This is a genomic window from Sinosporangium album (genome assembly GCF_900100605.1).
GTDB lineage: Bacteria > Actinomycetota > Actinomycetes > Streptosporangiales > Streptosporangiaceae > Sinosporangium > Sinosporangium album.
In genome coordinates this window covers 1-19,767 of record NZ_FNCN01000035.1, presented here as the reverse complement: position 1 = coordinate 19,767, position 19,767 = coordinate 1, and the positions used below count along the sequence as shown (strand labels likewise).

Sequence of the window (19,767 nt, the reverse complement as noted above, 5' to 3'; positions counted from 1 at the left end):
CGGAATGGTCATATCGGTAGGCTGGCGTTATGACAACTCCAGCGGAGCGGTATGCGGCCTTCCAGGAAATGCACGCCGGTGACGGGCCCGCCCTCCGTGCCTTTCGCGGACTCTACGACTTCGACCTCGACGAGTTCCAGCTCGACGCGTGCCGCGCGCTGGAGGCGGGGGACGGGGTGCTGGTGGCGGCGCCGACGGGCTCGGGCAAGACCGTGGTGGGGGAGTTCGCCGTCCACCTCGGCCTCGCCGAGGGGCGCAAATGCTTCTACACCACCCCGATCAAGGCGCTCTCCAACCAGAAGTACAACGACCTGGTGCGCCGCTACGGCGCCGCCAAGGTCGGCCTGCTCACCGGCGACAACAGCGTCAACGGCGACGCGCCCATCGTGGTGATGACCACCGAGGTGCTGCGCAACATGCTCTACGCGGGCTCGTCCACCCTCGACGGGCTCGGCTTCGTGGTCATGGACGAGGTCCACTACCTCGCCGACCGGTTCCGCGGCGCCGTCTGGGAAGAGGTCATCATCCACGTGCCGGACTCGGTACGGCTGGCCGCCCTGTCGGCCACCGTCAGCAACGCCGAGGAGTTCGGCGAGTGGCTGGGCGAGGTCAGGGGCGACACCACCGTCATCGTCGACGAGCACAGGCCGGTGCCGCTGTGGCAGCACATGCTGGTCGGCAGCCGGCTCTACGACCTGTTCTCCCTCGACGAGCAGGAAGGCGACCCGCGCAACGGCAGGCCCCGGCTCAACATCTCGCTGCTGCGCGCCACCCGCGACCAGGAGCGCTTCGCGGCCCCGAAAGGCCGCCGGGGGTTCAGCCGCCCGGCCCGTCCGAGGCCGCCGGACCGCGCCGCCGTCATCGAGCGCCTCGACGCCGAGGGGCTGCTGCCCGCGATCACGTTCATCTTCTCCCGCGCCGGCTGCGACGCGGCCGTCATGCAGTGCCTCTACGCCGGCATCCGCCTCACCGACGAGCAGGAGCGCCACGAGATCCGCCAGATCGTCGACGAGCGTACGGCGCACCTGCCCGACGAGGACCTCGCCGTCCTCGGCTTCCTGGAGTGGCGCGACTGCCTGGAGCGGGGCCTGGCAGCCCACCACGCCGGCATGCTGCCGACCTTCAAAGAGGTCGTCGAGGAGCTGTTCACCCGCGGCCTGGTCAAGGCGGTGTTCGCCACCGAGACCCTCGCGCTCGGCATCAACATGCCCGCCAGGTCCGTGGTCATCGAGAAACTCGACAAGTGGAACGGCGAGACCCACGCCGACCTCACCCCCGGCGAGTACACCCAGCTCACCGGCCGCGCGGGGCGGCGCGGCATCGACGTCGAGGGCCACGCGGTGGTCATCTGGCAGCCGGGCATGGACCCGGTGTCGGTGGGCGGCCTGGCCGGCACCCGCACCTATCCGCTGCGGTCCAGCTTCCGCCCGTCGTACAACATGGCGGTCAACCTCGTCGGCCAGGTCGGCCGCGAACGCGCCCGCACCCTGCTGGAGTCGTCGTTCGCGCAGTTCCAGGCCGACCGGGCCGTGGTCGGCATCGCGCGGCAGGTCCGCAAGGCCGAGGACGCCCTGTCGGGCTACCTGGAGGCGATGACCTGCCACCTCGGCGACTTCGAGGAGTACTCCACGCTGCGCCGCCGCCTGTCCGACCGCGAGTCGGAGCTGTCGCGCCGGCGCGGCGCGGCCCGCAGGCTGGAGGCGATCCGGTCCCTGGAGGCGCTCAAGCCGGGCGACGTGATCCGCATCCCCGGCGGTCGCCGCGCCGGCCTGGCCGTGGTGCTCGACCCGGGCCGCAACCCGAGGAACGCCGAAGGCCCCTCGCCGCTGGTGCTGACCATCGGCAGGCAGGTCAAGAAGCTGTCCCCGGCGGACTTCCCGGTGCCGGTCGAGCCGATCGACAGCCTGCGCATCCCCAAGAACTTCAACTCGCGCAGCCCCAAGGAGCGCGCCGACCTCGTGTCCACCCTCAACGCCAAGATCGGTGACCGTGACCTCGGCAAGCCGCCGCGGGTGCGCGACCACGCCGTCGAGGACGACGAGGTCAACGATCTGCGGCGGGCGATCAGGCAGCACCCGTGCCACGGCTGCTCGGACCGGGAGGAGCACGCCCGCTGGGCCGAGCGCTACCACAAGCTGCTGCGCGAGACCGAGGGGCTGCGCCGCCGGGTGGAGAGCCGCTCGCACGTCATCGCCCGCACCTTCGACCGGGTGTGCGGGGTCCTCGACCAGCTCGGCTACCTCGACGGCGAGACCGTCACCGCAGAGGGCAGGCGGCTCGGACGCCTCTACACCGAGCTCGACCTGCTCACCGCCGAGTGCCTGCGCGGAGGGCTCTGGGAGTCCCTGGACCCGGCGGAGCTGGCCGCCTGCGTGTCGGCCCTGGTGTTCGAGTCGCGGCAGGCGGATGAGGCCCGCAGGCCGAAGATCCCGGTGGGGACCTGCGCCGAAGCCCTCACCCACATGGTGCGCCTGTGGGCCGACCTGGAGAGCATCGAGCGCGACCACGGGCTGGCGTTCATCCGCGAGCCCGACCTGGGCTTCGCCTGGGCGTCGTTCCGGTGGGCCAAGGGGCATTCCCTGGACGCGGTGCTCACCGACGGCGTCAACGGCACCGAGCTGGCCGCGGGCGACTTCGTGCGGTGGACCAAGCAGCTGATCGACCTGCTGGGGCAGGTCTCGACGGCCGCGCCGCAGGGGAGCAAGGTCAGGCAGACCGCCGACAAGGCGGTCGACGCGCTGAAGCGGGGGGTCGTCGCCTATTCGTCGGTGACGTGAGACGGGCCTCGCCGCACTGACCGACCGGTCAAGGACTGGTAGTGGTTAGTGCGCAGAAGGTTACCTTTTGGGTCAGTTTTTTGGGTGATTACGGAGGAAATCCCCTAAGGGAAACGATTGACCTTTCCGGACAGCGGCCTCGGAAAGAGGGACCGGTGTCCGGTCCGGCCCGGGAGGTAGGGATGTCAGCCCTCGTCGCCGCAGTGTTGTTCCTCCTCGCCCTCATCTTCGAGATCGCCGACGTCGCCGTCGGAAGCGTCGTCACCGTCACGACCCTCACCACCGCGGGCCTGCTGTTCGTGGCCCTGCACCTGGCGGGGCTCGGCGGCTCGTGGAGCCTGAAGAAGTAGACGAGCGGCCCGCGCGTGAGGCGGGCCACCGACGGGCCATGCGCAGCGGCCCCCCGCTTCGCGCGGCCCGTCGCCACGTGCGGGGGAGCCCCGGGTCAGGCGGGCGCGAAACGCACGTCGCGGGTCGCCGGATCGGCCCGCGTCAGCCGTACGGTCACCGCCTCGCCCAGCGGCAGGCCGTCCCCGTCGAAGCGCGCCACGACCGCCGGGTCGGTGAGCTGCACCAGGCCGCCGCCCTCGGCGACATCGACGACCACGGCCTCGAACGTCTGCCCCACCCGATCGCGCAGCACGAACGCCTCCACCAGGTCCAGGCAGGCCCGGTCGACCCCGCCCGACCGCCGCGCCCCGGCCTCCATGAGGGCCGGCAGCGCGCCCAGCGCCTCCCGCACCCGCTCCGGCACGTCCTCGCCCGCCGCGACCGCCAGGCACACCTCCGTCGCGTAGCGGTCCGCGAGCCGCCGCAGCGGCGCCGTCACATGCGTGTACGGCGCCGCCACGGCGGCGTGCTCGGCCCTGCTGGGCGGCGCGCCGTCGAACGCCACGTAGCCCGCGCCGCGCAGCAGCGACCGCGACTCGTGCAGGAACGCCGCCTGCGCCGGCTCCCTGGGATCCACGCCGTGCACCACCTCGCCGTATCCGGCGCCCTCCGGCCACTCCACCCCGAGCGCGACCGCCACCCGGCGCACCCGCTCCACCCGCGACGACGACGCCCGCGGAAGCACCCGCAGCACCCCCACCTCGGCGTCCAGCATCATCTGCGCCGCGGCCATGCCGGTCAGCAGCGAGATCTGGGCGTTCCACGCCTCCGCCGGCAGCGGCGCCCGGAACTCCAGCCGGTAGGCGCCCCCGCTCTTGACGACCTCCTGCTCGGGGACCGGCAGCGTCACCCCGCCCCGGGCCCGCTCCAGCGCGAGCCGGAGCCGGCCCACCTCGGCCAGCAGCCGCAGCGTCCCGTCGGCCGTGCCGGTGTCCACGGCGGCCTGCGCGTAGTCGTAGTCGAGCCGTTCGCGGCTGCGCACCATCGCCCGCGTCACATCCGCCCCCACCACCACGCCGTCGGCGTCGAGGTCCACACACCACAGGGCCGCCGGCCGGGCCACCCCCGGCAGCAGGCTCGCCGCCCCCTCCGACAGCACCGGCGGGTGCAGCGGGATCCGCCGCTCGGGCATGTAGACCGTCCCGGCCCGCAGCCTGGCCTCGCGGTCGATCGCCCCGCCCGGGCCGACGAAGGCCCCGACATCGGCGATCGCATACCACACCCGGTAGCCGCCGCCCCGCCGCTCCTCGATCAGCAGCGCCTGGTCGAGGTCCATCGCCCCGGGCGGGTCGATGGTGACCAGCGCCAGATCCGTGCGGTCGAGCGAAGGCGCGACGGGCGCCTTGGCCACCCAGTCCGCCTCGTCGAGGACCTCGTCGGGAAAACCACACGGCAGTTTGAACTCCCGGTGGATCCGGTCGAAGCCGTCTTCGAGCCGGGGATGGCAGGTGCCCGGGACCCGGATGCTCGTATGCGACACGCGCCAAACCTACCGCCGCGCCCTCCGACCCGCCCGAGCGGCGTGCCCCGACCGCCGGCCGGGCGGCGACGATCGGCGTGCCCGACTACACGAGGGTTCTTTCGATGAGGACTTGCACCTCGTGCTCGAAAAGGGCGTCAACGTCGATGGTCATCGCTGAGAGGCCGCCGCCGAGTTCGAGGCTGACGATGCCGTGCAGGCATGACCACACGGCCACGGCGAGATGGAACTCCGAGGCGCCTGCCGTTCGGGCGGTGAGCACGTCCTCATTCTGGTAGGTCCCTGACCGTGGCTCTGTGGCCGGAGGCGTGTCTTCGCGGTCGAGTTCGGCGAGGACCCCCAGCAGCAGCGCCATGAGCGATCGGGCCGCGGCGGCCAGGGGTTCGGCGTGCGCGTCGTAGCCCGGTAACGGGGGCTTGAACAGCAGCTCGTAGCGGTGCGGTTCGGCCAGAGCCCAGGCTCTATACGCATGGGCCAGCGCGCGAAAACGCTCGTGCGGCGTGCGGCTGGGTGCGCCGGCGCGGAGTTCGTGTGCCAGGGCGTCGTGCAAGTCCTCGTAGGCGTCGATGACCAGTGCGGTCAGCAGGTCGTCCCGGTTGGCGAAGTAGCGGTAGAGCGCCGGGCCCGACACCCCCAGGTGCTTGGCGATGGCGTTGATCGAGATGGCCTGGGCTCCGCCCGCGGCGAGCTGGTCCAGGGCTGCCGCCTTCACGTCCTCGCGAACCTGCTCACGGAACCGCTCTCGCATGGAGCTGCGGGGGGCTGGTGTGGGCATCGTGTCCTCCTAGGATCTAGCGATCGTAACATGCCTGAACGGAAACTAAGAGACCTTCGCTTTGTCTTGAGTTGTCACCTTAAGTGATGCATACTTCGTGACGTTAGACCCTCTAGCGAATTGAAGAGAGTCTTGTGCGCCTCTCTCGGTACCGAAGGAGACCCAATCGTGGGCATCACCGCAGACAGCTCACAGCGTGCCCGCCGGGTGGTCCCACGCGGCCTGGCCATGGCCGGTCTGGGCACGGCCGCCGGAGTCGTGATCCTCGACGCCTCGATGGTGAACCTGGCCACGCCCGCCATGCGGACCGCCTTGAATCTGTCGACGACCGAACTGTCGTGGGTCGTGGACGGCTATCTGATCGCCTTCGCGGGCCTGCTGCTGCTCGGAGGACGGCTCGCCGACGTGCTCGGCGGCCGGAGAGTGTTCCTGTCCGGCGTCGCGATATACGTGGTCGCGTCTGCGGCGTGCGCTCTCGCCCTCGACGCGACCACGTTGATCGCCGCGCGGATCTTTCAAGGAGCGGGGGCGGCGGTCGTCACCCCCGCCGCACTCTCACTCATGCTCGGCCTCTACCCCGGGGCCGGAGAACGGCGCCGCGCACTCGGCATGTGGGGCGGGGTCGCCGGTGCGGGAAGTCTGCTCGGTGTCGCGCTCGGCGGAGTGGTGACCCAGACCATGGGCTGGCCGGCGATCTTCTGGCTTCCGGTGCCGATCGAGATCATCACGGCCGTCGTGGTGTGGTACGCGGTACCGCCTTCCCCGGCCCGACCGGGACGGTTCGACCTGTCCGGAGCGGCCGCCATCACCGTGGGGATCTCAGCGCTGGCCCTCGGGCTGATCTCCGCGCCCGAAGTCGGATGGGGCTCCGCGCGCACCATGGCGAGCCTGGCGGTCGGCGCTGTCTCATTGGGGGCGTTCATCGTCGCCGAGCTGCGCTCCGACCAACCCCTCGTCCCGCTCGGCGTCTTTCGCCGGGTTCCGGTGGTCATCGCCAATACCGTGATGCTCCTGCTGGGCGCGGTGTCGGTGGGCCTGTTCTACTTCCTGTCCCAGTACCTGCAGCACGTCCTCGGCATGTCGCCGACCACGGCCGGTCTGAGCCAGCTGCCGATCGCGGTCCTGATCACACTGGGCGGCTTCGCCGCCCCCTGGACGGCCCGGCTGGTGGGATTCCGGTCGGCGATGGCGGGCGCGCTGGTCGCGTTGTCCGCGGGGCTGTTCTGGCTCGCCCAAAGCGACGCCACCAGCGAGTTCGTCCCCTCGCTGCTGGGGCCGTTCCTGCTGATCGGCGCCGGTCTCGGCCTCGGATTCGTCTACGCGACGACCATTGCGGTCTCCGGTGCCGCCATGGGGGAGACCGGCCTGGTCAGCGGTCTGATCAATGCCACGCGCCAGCTCGGCGGCGCCCTCGGCCTCGCAGCTCTGATCGCCGTGGCCGCCGCCTCGGGGCCGGAGGCGGCGGCCGGGGCGGGCGACGGCATCGCCTACACCAACGCCTTCCTCGGCGCGGCGGTGCTCGCACTCACCGCCGCTGTCCTCTCCCTCGCCCCGGCGGCCCACCGCGAGCCGGCATCCGGCGAAAGAGACCGCTCTGATCGCGGCAGCGGGAGGCGTCCTACGGTCCCGCGGTGACCCGCGGCCACGCAGGTTCGACAGCAGTCCCTTGCGGTGATCGGCAGTTCCCAGGAGGAGACCGTGGAGACATCGACGATATTGGTGGTCGGCGCGACAGGAGGAATCGGTTCGCAACTCGTGCCGGCGTTGCGGGCGCGCGGCGTACGAGTGCGCGCGATGACACGCACGCCCGAACGAGCGGCGGCCCTCCCGGACGGAGTCGAACCCGTCCTGGCGGACCTGCACGACCCGCACACCATCGCCAACGCGCTGCAGCCCCCGCGCACCGCCCTGCACCAGCGATGACCCGCGCAGGCCGGTCCGACACCCGACAGCCAGGCACCGGCTTACCGGTGCCGGTCCCTCAAACCAGCATCGGAGAGCCCTGATGACCGCTCCGTCCACCCCCAAGACCAACCGCCGCAACCGGCGGTGGGCGCTGTGGGGGCTGATGGCCATATCCGCGATCGGCATCGCCGCCTACGCGGTGCCGCCCTACCTGTCGGGGAACTCTGCCGACAGCAATGTGCCGATCGACCCGGACGTGGCGCTGCACTACCTGTCCCTCGCCGTGCACGCCCTTCCCGGCGGCCTTGCCCTGATCATCGGCCCTTTGCAGTTCCTGACCCCGCTGCGCGTCCGCAGACCCCGACTGCACCGTCTCCTCGGCCGGATCTACATGATCTGCGTCCTGATCGCCTCCGGCGCGGCGGTGTTCGCCGCCACGTTCTCGCTCGGCGGCTTCTCGATCCAAATCGCGTTCTACCTGCTCGTCGTCGGCTGGCTGTACACACTGGCCAAGGCATACCTATGCATCCGCCGCGGCGAGGTGCAACTGCACCGGATCTGGATGATCCGCAACTACACCCTGACGTTCGCCGCCGTCACCCTGCGCGTCTACCTACTCCTCGGCCTGATGCTGAAGCAGACGTACACCTCGCTGCCGTTCGACGAGATCTACAACGCCAGCGGGTGGGCATCCATCCTGGTCAACGTCGTTGTGGCCGAGTACTTCATCATTCAGCGCACGCTGGCACCCCTGGCCCGCCGCCGGCAGCGCCGGGAGGCCGCACCGGTCACCACCTCGGCTTCATGATGCTCAACGCCCTCCGCGAGACCGACGGCGCCCAGGCCGCCATCGCCCAGGCCGCCCACACCTTGCGCACCGCCCTGCACCAGCGATGACCCGTGCAGGCCGGTTCGATACACGAGTGACACCGGCGTGCCCGAGGTGAATCCGTACGGCGTGCCCCGTCCGAAAGATCGAGTACCCCCTCGACCGACACGGCGAAGGGAACGCGATGAGGACTCTGCCGGGCCGTACGGACCACGTGGTGGTGGTCGGCGCAGGGCTGTCGGGCCTGTCCGCGGCACTCCATCTGCTTGGCGCGGGGCGGCGCGTCACGCTCGTCGAGCGGTACGGCGTGCCCGGCGGACGGGCCGGCCGCATCGACCTGGGCGGCTACCGCGCCGACACCGGGCCCACCGTACTGACCATGCCGCACCTCGCCGAGGAGGCGTTCGCCGCGGTGGGCGAGTCGCTCCGCGGTCGCCTCGACCTCATCGGCCTGCACCCCGCGTACAGGGCCCGCTTCGTCGACGGCGCCGCCCTCGACGTGCACACGGACGCGGCGGCGATGGAAGCCGAGGTGGAGCGCTTCGCCGGCGCCCGGGAGGCCGAAGGGTACCGGCGGCTGCGCACCTGGCTGGAACGGCTGTACCACGCCCAGATGCGCCGCTTCATCGACGCCAACTTCGACTCGCCGTTCCAACTGCTCTGCCCGGACCTGGCAAGGCTCGCCGCGCTCGGGGGTTTCGGCAGGCTGGACACGCGCATCGGCGGATTCCTCACCGACGAGAGACTCCGCAGGGTCTTCTCCTTCCAGGCGCTGTACGCGGGAGTGGCGCCGGCCCGGGCCCTGGCCGCGTACGCGGTGATCGCCTACATGGACACGGTCGCCGGCGTGTATTTCCCCAGGGGCGGCATGCACGCCCTGCCGCAGGCCATGGCGGGTGCGGCCCGGGACGCCGGAGCGGACATCCGGTACGGGTACGCCGTGACACGCCTGGAACGGGCCGGCGGGCGGATCACCGCGGTCGTCACCGACCGGGAACGCATCCCGTGCGACGCCGTGGTGCTCACGCCCGACCTGCCCATCTCTTACCGCCTTCTTGGCCGTCGGCCCCGGCGAGTGCTACCGCTGCGTTACTCCCCGTCAGCGATGATCATTCACGTGGGCACCGACCGTACGTGGCCGGAGCTGGCCCATCACACCATCTCGTTCGGTGGCGCATGGAAGAGCACCTTCCACGCCCTCACCCGAACCGGAGACCTGATGACAGATCCATCGCTTCTCATCACACGGCCCAGCGGCACCGATCCCTCGCTTGCGCCGGACGGCCGCCACCTGCACTACATCCTGGCCCCGTGCCCCAACACCGATGTCGGCCCGGGCACGCGGGAATGGGCCGAGCTCGGCCCCCGCTACCGCGACCGGCTCATCGCCGAGCTCGACCGGCGCGGCCTCACCGGGCTGGGCGCGTCCATCGAGCAGGAGTGCCTGGTGACCCCCGCCGATTGGGCCGCCGAGGGGCACGCCGCGGGCACGCCCTTCTCGGCCTCTCATACCTTCTCCCAGACCGGCCCCTTCCGCCCTCGCAATCTCGTGCGCGGCACCGAGAACGCGGTCCTCGCCGGGTGCGGCACCACCCCCGGTGTCGGTGTGCCGACCGTCCTGATCTCCGGGAAACTCGCCGCCGCCCGCGTCACCGGGCCCGGTGGCCGCCGGGCGCGCCTCACGCCGCCGCGGCGAGGGCCCTCGGCATGAGGGTCCTGTGCCGTACGAGCCGCCGTGAGCTCGACGCGGCGGGCATCACCGATCCCGCTCTGCGCGCGGCGTACGACCGCTGCCGCCGGCTCAACGCGCGCCACGGCCAGACGTACTTCCTCGCCACCCGGCTGCTGCCCGTCGAACGCAGATCCGCCGTGCACGCCCTGTACGGCTTCGCCCGCCGGGTCGACGACATCGTCGACGACCCCGGCGACGCCGCCCCTGAAGCACGCGCCCCCGCGCTTCTGACGCTGCGGGACGAACTCGACTCCGCGCTGCGCGGAAGCGGAAGCGGAAGCGGAAGCGGAAGCGGCGCCGAACCGGTCGTGCGGGCACTCGCCGACACGGCCCGCCGCTATGGCATCGACCCCGCCTACTTCGCGGACTTCATGGACTCCATGCTCGCCGACCTGGTGGTCACCGACTACCCGACCTACACCGACCTGTGCCGCTACATGCACGGCTCCGCCGCCGTCATCGGCCTGCAGATGCTGCCCGTCCTCGGCACCGTGACCACGCGCGAGGAGGCGGCGCCGTACGCGGCGGCCCTGGGGGTCGCGTTCCAGTTGACGAACTTCCTCCGCGATGTGGGGGAGGACCTCGACCGCGGCCGGATCTACCTGCCTGCCGACCTGCTCACCGCGCACGGCGTCGACCGGGAACTGCTCACGTGGAGCAGACGGACCGGCAATCGAGACCCCCGTATCACCGATGCGCTCCGGGCGGCGGCCGACCTGACCCAGGGGGTGTACGGCGACGCCGCTCCCGGTATCGCCATGCTCGACCCGGCCGCGCGTCCCTGCATCCGCACCGCCGTGATCCTCTACCGGGACATCCTCCGCGCCATCGAGGCCGACGGGTACGCCGTCGTACACCGCAGGGCCGTCGTGTCCCGTGCGCGCCGGGGGGCAGTGGCGTGCCGAGGGCTGGCCGAGGTCGCGGCGGCCCGTGTCCGGGCCCGGGGGAGGAGGCGGGGGCGCGCCGCCGTTCCGCCCGGCGCCCGCGGCCGACCGCGCCGAGGCTCCGGCGAGGAGACGGCGTGACCGGGGGAGGCGACGGCCCGGGCCGCTTCCCGCTGCGGCTCCGCCGTACCCCCGTCCCCTGGGAGAGGCAGCGGCCCACCTGGCAGGAGGCCAGACCGGGGCTCATCCAGGACGCTCTCGAACGCGCCCAGACCCGTCCCGCCGGAAACTGGTACGTCGTCGGAGCCACCCGCGACCTGCCCCCGGACCGCCCCCCGGACCGCCCGCTGGGCCGCACCGTCGCGGGCACCGAAGTCGTGCTCTGGCGCGACGCCGCCGGAGCCCTGCGGGCCGGCCCCGGCGCCTGCCCGCATCTGGGGGCGCCGCTCAAGGACGGCCGGGTGCGCTGCGGAGTCCTGATCTGCCACTGGCACGGACTGGCCCTGAACGGCGGGTCGTTCGCCGGGTGGGAGCCTTTTCCCGCCTACGACGACGGGGTGCTGCTCTGGACACGGCTGGACGACGCCGGCGGAGAGGAACCGCTGGACCGGCCCGTCGTGCCCGAGCGGCCGGATCTCTCCGGCGCCGTGAGCGCCGTCTACACCGGCTTCGGCCGATGCGAACCCGAAGATGTCATCGCCAACCGGCTCGACCCCTGGCACGGCGCCTGGTTCCATCCGTACTCCTTCGCCGACCTCACCGTGCTGGACCCCGCCGTCGGCGGGCACGGCGGTGGCGCTGACGGCAACGGTGCTGACGGCAACGGTGCTGACGGCGGCGGCTTCGCCGTGGAGGTGTCCTTCAAGATCGCCGGGCGTGCGGTGGTGCCCGTCAGGGCCGTCTTCCTCGCTCCCGGGCCGCGCACGATCGTCATGCGCATCACAGAAGGCGAGGGCCGGGGGTCGGTGGTGGAGACGCATGCCACGCCGTTGACCCCGCAAGGGTGGACCAGACCGCGCACGGCGGTCGTCGAAGCCGTGGTCGCGGCCTCCGGCCGCCGGGGCTTCTCCCTGGCCCGCGCGGCGGCTCCGCTGACGCGTCCACTGATACGGGCGGCTGCCGCCCGCCTGTGGCGAGACGACCTCGCCTACGCGGAACGCCGGTGGGCGCTGCGCAGCACGGGCCGCCTCCCGGGCTGACCTGGCTCACCGCGTGCCGGCCAGCCGGGCCAGGACGCGCAGGGGAGCCGAACGTCCCCGCGGCGGGACGGTCCACAACGGGTGGCCGCGGACACCCCACCGCTGAAGGAGCGCGTTCGCGGCCAGGAACCCGGTCGTGGCGGCCCGCTCCATCAGGGCGACGGGCAGGCCCGTGCGCACGAGGTCGCCCGCGACCACGACCGCCGGATCGGGGGTGCGTACGGTGGGCCGGTCGCGGTAGCCACCCACAGAGAAAAGGGGGCAGTCCGCGCGCCACACATGCCGCTCGTCGACGACACCGGCCCCGCGTGTCTCCGGATAGGCGCAACGCAGCTCCTCCAGCAGCCGCTTCTGCACGGACTGCCTGCCGGCCGCCGCCTCGACCGCGTAGGCGTGCAGCTCCACCACCGACCCGCCGGTGCCGTCCGCCCAGCGGGCCGCCTCGCCCTCCCAGCGTTCGAGCGCGCTGATGTTGTCGAGCCGGCCGTATCGGGCGGTGCCCAGGAAACCGGGCCGGTCCGCCGCGACCGGACGGTCGAGCCAGAACCGCGAGACCAGGAACGCGGGCGCCGTACGCAGCCGCAGGACGCGCTCCCGCCACAAGCGGTCCCCGAGGCCGGGGGAGGCCGCCACGACATCCCGCAGGCCGCCGGTGTCGAGCGCGAGGACCACAGCGTCATGGCGCTCCGTCCCGCCCGCACTGTGTACGGCCGACCCGCCCGCCGGCAGCGGCTCCACCGACGCCACCGCCGTCGAGGTGCGCACTTCGACGGCCAGCCCGGCCAGGTATCGCGCGAGCGGCTCCCACAGAGCCTGCGGGAACGGCTCGCCCGGCACGTCGAAAAGCAGCCCTTCGCTGGAACCGAGAAAGTAGATGTGGAACATCAGGGCCATTTCCGCGGCGGACAGCTCGCGGGGATCGGCGAAGAAACTCCGGGAGAACACCTCGAACGCCAGGTGGTTCGCCGCCTCGGGGAACCGGATACGGGCCAGCAGCTCCTGGGCGCTGACACCGTCGAGCCTCTCGTACACCTCGGGAACGCGCACGTCGAGCAAGGGCAGCGCCGCACGGACGTTCACCGCGGTGAGATCGCCCCAGCCGAAGGACGGGCTGAGGGCCACGAAGCCGAGCGCGCTCCAGGGCGGCGTGCGCGGGACACGGGCGAAACCGTCGTGCATCCCGTCGCTGTGGCGCAGTGGATAGTCCGGCAGGCCGGTCAGCATGCCCAGCCGCGGGTCGACCCGGCGCAGCAGCGCGCGAAGGTTGTAATACTGACGGAAGAACGCGTGAAAGCCCCTGGTCATGGTGGCGGCGGAGCCGTCGGCGAGCTCGACGGGCCACCCTGCGAGCCGTCCGCCCAGGCCCGGCTCGCGTTCGTACAGCGTCACCTCCACGCCGCGCTCCGCCAGTGCGGTGGCCGCCGCGAGCCCGGCGATCCCGCCGCCGACCACCGCCACGCGGGGAGAGGCGCCGTCGAAGCGCGCCCGCCCGGGCGGCGCCTCGATGAGACGGGCTTGCCGGTCACGGCCCGGCCGGGCGTCAGGGCCGGTACGGCGGGCGGTCACCGGCCCGCTCCCGGAACCGCACCCACCACCGTGTGGACGATCCCGGTCTGCCAGCCGGGCATCGGCAGCACCCGCACACGCGTGAATCCGGCCCGCCGGACCCGCTCACCGAACCGCGCCGCCGTGTCGAAGCCGAGCACACTGCGGTACAGGTGGCGGTACAGCTCCCCATCACCCGCGAGCGCCCCGGCGGGGAGCACCACCCCTGTGCACACGGCACGCCACACCGCCCGGTCCGTCGCCCGGCCGCTGAGGGTGAACTCGTGTACGGCGAGCCGGCCGCCCGGCACGAGCAGCCCGCGCACCCGGGCGAGCAGCGTGTCGGGGTCGGCCACATTGCGGAACAGGTAGGCCGCGAACACCGCGTCGAACGGGCCCGCCACGCCCGCTTCCGCGAGCCTCTCCGCACTGCCGTGGACGAAGGAGACACTCGGCGGCCAGCGTTTGGACACCGCCCGCTCCAGCATCCCGGCCGACGCGTCCACGGCGACGATCTCAGCCGCCGGCACCGCGCGGACGAGCGCCCGCGTCGACGCGCCGGTGCCGCAGCCGAGGTCGAGCAGCCGCAGCCCGCCACCGGGCCGCCGCAGCCCCAGCCGGCGGGCCGAGCGGCGCAGATGCGCGTGGTAGCCGGGGTTGAGCGCGACCAGGCGGTCGTAGGCGGAGGCGGCACGGTCGAACGCCTCGGACAGCTCGCGGTCACGCAGCAGGCTCATCGGCCGTTCCCTCCCTGATCGCGTCCACGGGGATCACGCGGCAGGGCGGCCTCGGGCGTCATCGCGGAGCCGCCGCGGGGCGCCGGGGCAGCCAGGGGAGCTCGGCCACCGTGCGCAGCATCGGCAGCACCGGGGTGCGCAGCCCGATCGCCAGATCCTCGTGTATCCGGGTGTCGCCGTCCAGGAAGCGCAGCAGCCGCTCCATCGGCACCCGGCGGAACAGGTGAGTGAAGAAGTCGGCCCCCCGCACCCGCCCGACGGCCAGGGCGCGCAGGAGCACCGCGTCCATGGCACGGGCGCGCCCCGAGTACGCGGGAGGAGGAACCGGGGGCCGCCCGTGCTGGAGGGCGAGAGCGACGGCCCGGGTCTGCCGCTGCACGGCGGCGAACGTGTAACCGGTCGACGGCCGTGTGGCGCCTCCGGCCGTACCGATGCGGAACACCGACGCGCCCACCCGGCGCGGATAGCGCCCGTCGCTCATCGGGATCACCCCGTGCTCGGCGGCGGTCACCGTGAAGTCCGAGAGCCCGAGCACCTCCCCTGTGTAATGCCGCAGCGCCCGCTCGTATCCTTCGGCGTCGAGCACAGCGGGCGAGAACTCCGTGTATTCGACGAGGGCCTCGCGGTCGCTCAGCGGCAGCACGTAGGCGAACGACAGGCCCCGCGCGGGCTGGCGGGTGCGGAAGTCCATCAGATCGGCGACGGCCGGCTCGAACACCGGACGGGTGGCCCGCACGAACCAGCCGTGGAAGTGCTGGAGCAGCGTCGTGCGTGCGGGCGGCAGCACGCGCGGCGGACGCGAGTCGAACACCCACCGGGCACGCACCTGCATACGCTCACCTCGCGCCGTGACACCGCGGACTTCGGCGCCCCCCGGCAGGTCGTCGATCGCGTCTACTGCCGCCTCGACCCGCCGCACCCCGGGCGTGCGCTCGCGGACCGCCCGTTCGAACGGGCCGGAGCGCAGCATCTTGTACACCAGGGGAGTGGGACGGCCGGACAGGCATTGGCCGTCCCGCCCGCACACCCGCAGCCGTTCCCACGACGCGGTGAGCAGGTCGTCGTATTCGCCGCCGGGACCCTCCCAGAAGCACCAGGTGCGTTCCGGGGGCCGCAGAGGTCCGGGCGGCGAGTCGACCAGCGTCACATCGAAGGGACGGCGGGCCGACGGTCCGCAAAGCCGGTGCGCGAGTGAAAGCCCCGCCGCCCCCGCCCCCACGATGACGACCTGCGTGTCATGCACCGCCGCCCCCTCCCAGCCGCATGCGCCAAGGATGCCAGGCCGCCACGTCCCCCAACGCGGATCTGCTCGGCGTGGCGCACGCAGCGCGCTGCGGGCGGCAACACACGTTTCTGATGAATCATGGTCCGGCGGTGCACTGATAGTTCAGATGATCTCGTCTGCGACGACCCTCTGTGGATTGATCCACGGCCCTGATCACGAGCCTCGCGAAGTGCACGGACCTTAGGTACGGCGTTTCACGACCGGGCTCTGTCACTCGTTGAGGAAGCGAACGGGGCCTTCGCCATCGGAGGTCGAATCACGCACGATGTGGGGTGCCAGACGTGCGAAGAAGCGGTCGGGGTCAACACCCGCCTCAGGTGCGAACACTCCCCGTCGATCGATCTCGTCCTCGGCCAGCATCGTCAGCATGATCGTGGTCGGGATGCAGGTGGCCGCAGCCATACCTCCAGGGATATACCCATTGAGGGCTGTGGCTCTGGTCTCACGGCGACCTGCACGCCTACCGGTCGCCAGGGCGAAGATCTGCGGGAGGTAGTCCTTCCCGGTGACCCGTTCACGCGCCGCGGCGGCACCAGCACGAACAGCACCCCGCATGCCTCCGGGGCCGATCTGGCCGTCGTACAACGCCCCGGTCAGCTGTCGCGAGGCCTCAGACACCGAGAGGCGACCTGAGGTGACGGAACGGATGGTCTCCTCCAGCAGCACCACGACCGCTCTGGGCATGTCGAAGACGTTGATCGAGTGGCGGATCGCCGGGAAGTAGCGCGGCAAGGTCACCGGTTCGGGGTGCCCCACGGTGTAGGCGGTGATGGGCGCCGAGCCGGGCAGGCGTATCGAGGTGGGCGCCATGGGCTTTCCCTGGACCTGCCGGCCGTCGTCCTGGATCGGGATGGGGCCGACGAGTTGGGAGACCCAGTGCTCGACCGCGGCCGATGCTCCACGGTGAGAGGGTTCTTCTTCCGGATCATCCTCCTGGCCGCCTGTGCCCCAGCCGGTGATAAGCGTGTCGATCTCCTCCAGTCCCTCGATCGCCTTGAGCGCGAGAAGGTTGCTGATGCCGGGGCTGGCTCCGGCGCCCACGATGGCCGTGACCTTGGCCTCTCGTGCGGTCGCGTCGCGGGAGAGAAGCTCCAGGGTCGGGGCCGGGTCATCGCAGATGTCCACGTAGTGGCATCCCATCTGCACGGCGGCATCGAGAACGGCGGCCCCGATCCGGAAGAAGGGCCCCACGGTCGAGACCACGACGTCGGCTTCCTCCAGAACGGCCTTCAGCTGGTCACGATTCGTTGCGTCGATGTGAGCCGGCCTGGCCTTCCGCCCGAGGGTCTCGGCCACGCTCCTGGCTCCCTCCTCGTCGAGATCGCCGATCACCAAGTCGTGGACGAAGGGCAGTGCGGCGAGCTGGATGGCCGCATATCGGCCCATGTGCCCGGCGCCGAGGACGACAACGTTCATAGTGGTAGCTCCCTTTACTGATGCAGAAAAGACCGCTTGGGTGCCAATGCTCGGCAGGTGTCAGGCAGGTGCGCCGGGAGAGGCGAGTGCGGTTCGGGTGCAGGCATCTTCTGCGGCAGGGCAGCGGTGGGGCAGCGGTGGGGCAGCGGTGGGGCAGCGGTGGGCGCTGTCCGTCGGTGCCGACCTTCCCCTCACCTCAGGTCGCTTCCGTGGCTTGTACGTGGGAGGCGGCACGCAGCCCACTGATGATCGCGCCTTCGATCGAGGGGATGGACAGGTAGTCGCCGCAGAACGCGATCTTGCCGAGCGGGGTCGCGAGCAGCGACATGAGCGGCAGATGGCCGGGCTCCCACGCCGGATAGCCTGGATCCCATCGCTGGACGTGGGAGCCGCTGAGCACGTCGGGTAGCCGCGGGTACACCTGGGAGATCTCGGCCGCGAAACGCTGGACCACCTGGGCGTCGTCCAGGTGCCAGACCTCGCGGCAGCCGTCCTCGCCGGCGTAGGAGGACAGCACCTGCCCATCCCCGGATCCTGTCAACACTGCGGGGTTGAGGAGTGTGGAGACCACGGGAAGATCGCAGGGGACGGCCCATCCCCCTTCCCAGATCGGCTCACGCAGGAAGAGGGCGACGGCCAGGAATCTGCCATAGCGAATGCGCTGTAGTGCCTCACGGCGGAGAGCAGGGAGAGCCGCCACGATCTGTGAGACCTCTGGTGCCGGCACCGCCACCACGCATGCCCGTGCCGTCAGACGGTGTCGTTCGCCTCCCTGCCGGTAGTTGATCTCGACCCCCGAGGGGCCCGCTTCGATGCCGGTTACCCGGGAGCTGAGCCGGATACGCCCGTCCAGTGCACGGGTGAAAGCCTCCAGCACGTCCCGCATCCCGCCACGCGCCCGGTAGTTGCCGCCGAACGCCTTACTCTTCTCCGAGCCGAGCATCGTGTAGGCGTACAGGGCCGAAAGATCCGCAGGCTTCTTACACGCCAGCGAACGGATCAAGGTCGTGTAGAACGATTGCACTTCTGGACGACGCTGCGCGATCGCTTCTGCGAAGGACCGTTCATCCAACAGCGCCGCTCGGGCGGGCAGATCCATGGTGGAGGCTGACGGGTCTCCCAAGGCCGTGACAAGGCTCGACACCTCCGCGGATTCCCGCTCGATCGCCGCGATGTCGGCCAGGCCGCCCGGGCCGACACGGAGAGCGCGCATGAGTGAGGTGGCCGTCCCCCGTCGCAGCCGGCCGCGAAGAAACAGGTCGTTCTCTTTGGGCAGGCGTATCCGCTCCACGCCGAGCTGATCGAAAAGCTCGGCGCTCGTCGCCCCGGCGAGGAACTGAGCCCCGAGGTGGTACGGCACGCCCTTGTGTTCGCCCGTGCGCACGCGCCCGCCGATACGATCGTCGGCCTCCAGCACCACTACCCGGCGGTTACGTAGCCGGTAGGCTGCGGCCAACCCTGCGACCCCGCCCCCCACGACGACGACATCAACCTGCTCAGAGGTCATCGGATCGGTTCTCCTGCCTGTTGTCGGTCGTGCTCGGCCGGTCGGCGGTCTGCGGCCGGCTGCCGCCGTACTGGAGCAGATCGGCTGCCGTGGCGACGTATCGATCTGTGTCAAAGCCGGGATCGCACAGTTGCCGGATGATGAGGCCTTCGGCCATCGCGTGGAGGATGTCGGCCAGCGCGTCGCGAGGGTGGCGCCGGGTGTCGATCTCTCCGCGTTGACCTGCTGCGTCCACGATGAGGCGGACGTAGCCGACGAAGGAGAGCGTCAGCTGCTCCAGCGTCGCTGCCGCGGACTCCGATCGCGGGGCCAGGTAGAGGACGCGGTAGACGTCTTGCTGCTGTGCCGTATCGGCGGCCACGGCGTTCAGGAGTCCGGGCACGAGGGGGCCCTGGCCGTCGAGACCGGCTACGCCCGCGTCGAACGTCGCCTGCAACCGTGCCACGCAATGCTCGAGCACCGCGGTGTAGAGGGAGTCCTTGGAGTCGAAGTACCAGTACAGGCTGCCTCGGCTAAGGCCGGATTCACGCACGACATCGTCGAACGTCGTTTCGAAGAAACCCTTCCTGCCGAAACAGGTCGCACCGGCACTCAGCACTCGGGCAACCCGGTCCTGAGGCGTCCCATGCTTACTAGATCTCATAGTCTAATAGCTTAATAGGCGCGTAAATCTATTTGCAAGATAGCGTTTCGATCGCCGCATGGGCCGGTACCGTTCCCGGATGCCCGAAAGCCGTGGGCGAACCCGGCCGCCAGGCTGGTGAGCGTCGCGACCGCCGGCCGGCCCATGGCGGCGGCGCTCAAGGAGATCACGCGGTTGCCGCTACCCACCGAAGACCATCTCCTTGCCGATGTCGAGGAACGCGAAGCGCATCCGGTCGATCACATAGTTGTCGGTGATCGCCCACGGGTCGCGTTCGCCCTGCCGGGGGAACAGATGTCCGTCGCGCTGGACATAGGTGGAGGTCAAGCCGAGCAGTGGGCTGCGGGCGCTCTCGCGCGGGAAAGCCGGCATCGCGGTCTTCAGGCCGTGGCGCCTCAGGTGCCGAAGCAGCCGGACGACGTAGCGGGAGGACAGGTCGGCCCGCAGCGTCCACGAGGCGTTGGTGTAGCCGACACAGAAGGCCAGGTTGGGCACGCCGCTGAGCATCAGCCCGCGGTAGGCGGTGGTATCGGCCAGGTCGATCGCCTCCCCGCCCATCGACAGCCTGATCGCGCCGAGGGGGACCAGCGACAGTCCTGTCGCGGAGACGACCACGTCGGCGTGTATCTCGTCGCCGGACTCCAGCGCGATCCCGTGCTCCAC

At 71.2% G+C, this 19,767-nt stretch carries 16 protein-coding genes and 1 pseudogene; 8 read left to right on the top strand and 9 right to left on the bottom strand.

Translation table 11 applies throughout. The annotated features are described in order from the left end of the window. Nucleotides 1–29 precede the first annotated feature (29 nt). Entirely contained in the window at nt 30–2,777 is a 2,748-nt protein-coding gene (locus tag BLQ73_RS25670) for a DEAD/DEAH box helicase (RefSeq protein WP_093174248.1), read from the top strand. 182 nt (nt 2,778–2,959) lie between these two features. Then, the gene (locus BLQ73_RS32795) at nt 2,960–3,127 is read left to right on the top strand and encodes a hypothetical protein (protein ID WP_093174246.1); all 168 of its coding nucleotides are present in this window, start codon (nt 2,960–2,962) and stop codon (nt 3,125–3,127) included. A gap of 95 nt (nt 3,128–3,222) precedes the next feature. Here the strand turns inward: BLQ73_RS32795 and BLQ73_RS25660 are convergent, their stop codons facing one another. After that, nucleotides 3,223–4,647, bottom strand: coding sequence for an RNB domain-containing ribonuclease (locus BLQ73_RS25660; protein WP_093174244.1), 1,425 nt, complete (start codon nt 4,645–4,647; stop codon nt 3,223–3,225). A gap of 85 nt (nt 4,648–4,732) precedes the next feature. Then, complete coding sequence (locus tag BLQ73_RS25655) at nt 4,733–5,422, bottom strand: TetR/AcrR family transcriptional regulator (protein ID WP_093174241.1); 690 nt, start codon at nt 5,420–5,422, stop codon at nt 4,733–4,735. Between the two features lie 168 nt (nt 5,423–5,590). Here BLQ73_RS25655 and BLQ73_RS25650 point away from each other — a divergent pair, with 168 nt between their 5' ends. The 6 genes from BLQ73_RS25650 to BLQ73_RS25625 all read left to right on the top strand — a co-directional run bounded on the left by BLQ73_RS25650 (nt 5,591) and on the right by BLQ73_RS25625 (nt 11,971). Continuing rightward, entirely contained in the window at nt 5,591–7,057 is a 1,467-nt protein-coding gene (locus tag BLQ73_RS25650; protein ID WP_218126020.1) for an MFS transporter, read from the top strand. A gap of 63 nt (nt 7,058–7,120) precedes the next feature. Continuing rightward, the gene (locus BLQ73_RS25645) at nt 7,121–7,345 is read left to right on the top strand and encodes an SDR family oxidoreductase (protein WP_093174239.1); all 225 of its coding nucleotides are present in this window, start codon (nt 7,121–7,123) and stop codon (nt 7,343–7,345) included. An 82-nt stretch (nt 7,346–7,427) separates the two neighbouring features. Then, nucleotides 7,428–8,135: a DUF2306 domain-containing protein gene (locus BLQ73_RS25640; RefSeq protein WP_093174236.1), complete on the top strand. Its 708-nt coding sequence runs from the start codon at nt 7,428–7,430 to the stop codon at nt 8,133–8,135. Nucleotides 8,136–8,340: 205 nt separating this feature from the next. Beyond that, nucleotides 8,341–9,867: a phytoene desaturase family protein gene (gene crtI, locus BLQ73_RS25635; protein WP_093174234.1), complete on the top strand. Its 1,527-nt coding sequence runs from the start codon at nt 8,341–8,343 to the stop codon at nt 9,865–9,867. Continuing rightward, nucleotides 9,864–10,913: a phytoene/squalene synthase family protein gene (locus BLQ73_RS25630; RefSeq protein ID WP_093174232.1), complete on the top strand. Its 1,050-nt coding sequence runs from the start codon at nt 9,864–9,866 to the stop codon at nt 10,911–10,913. Before crtI ends, BLQ73_RS25630 begins: the two co-directional genes overlap by 4 nt. Then, nucleotides 10,910–11,971 carry a Rieske (2Fe-2S) protein gene (locus BLQ73_RS25625; protein WP_420820040.1) on the top strand — a complete coding sequence of 354 codons (1,062 nt, stop codon included), beginning with the start codon at nt 10,910–10,912 and terminating at the stop codon, nt 11,969–11,971. The genes BLQ73_RS25630 and BLQ73_RS25625 overlap by 4 nt, the downstream gene beginning before the upstream one ends. Before the next feature lie 6 nt (nt 11,972–11,977). On the opposite strand, the gene BLQ73_RS25620 is transcribed toward BLQ73_RS25625, so the two are convergent. From BLQ73_RS25620 to BLQ73_RS32790, 7 genes and pseudogenes are all read right to left on the bottom strand, one after another. Next, on the bottom strand, nt 11,978–13,537 hold the full coding sequence (locus tag BLQ73_RS25620) for an FAD-dependent oxidoreductase (RefSeq protein WP_093174230.1): 1,560 nt from the start codon (nt 13,535–13,537) through the stop codon (nt 11,978–11,980). Beyond that, on the bottom strand, nt 13,534–14,253 hold the full coding sequence (locus tag BLQ73_RS25615) for a class I SAM-dependent methyltransferase (protein ID WP_093174228.1): 720 nt from the start codon (nt 14,251–14,253) through the stop codon (nt 13,534–13,536). The genes BLQ73_RS25620 and BLQ73_RS25615 overlap by 4 nt, the downstream gene beginning before the upstream one ends. Before the next feature lie 58 nt (nt 14,254–14,311). After that, nucleotides 14,312–15,496, bottom strand: coding sequence for a lycopene cyclase family protein (locus BLQ73_RS25610; protein ID WP_093174226.1), 1,185 nt, complete (start codon nt 15,494–15,496; stop codon nt 14,312–14,314). Between the two features lie 252 nt (nt 15,497–15,748). Beyond that, nucleotides 15,749–17,002: a saccharopine dehydrogenase family protein gene (locus tag BLQ73_RS25605; protein WP_338056652.1), complete on the bottom strand. Its 1,254-nt coding sequence runs from the start codon at nt 17,000–17,002 to the stop codon at nt 15,749–15,751. A gap of 148 nt (nt 17,003–17,150) precedes the next feature. Beyond that, nucleotides 17,151–18,461, bottom strand: a complete 1,311-nt coding sequence (locus BLQ73_RS25600) for a flavin monoamine oxidase family protein (RefSeq protein WP_093174222.1) — start codon at nt 18,459–18,461, stop codon at nt 17,151–17,153. After that, nucleotides 18,451–19,104: a TetR/AcrR family transcriptional regulator gene (locus tag BLQ73_RS25595; RefSeq protein WP_093174220.1), complete on the bottom strand. Its 654-nt coding sequence runs from the start codon at nt 19,102–19,104 to the stop codon at nt 18,451–18,453. Before BLQ73_RS25595 ends, BLQ73_RS25600 begins: the two co-directional genes overlap by 11 nt. A 180-nt stretch (nt 19,105–19,284) precedes the next feature. Next, nucleotides 19,285–19,767, bottom strand: a pseudogene (locus BLQ73_RS32790) (FAD-containing monooxygenase EthA); the annotation flags it as partial.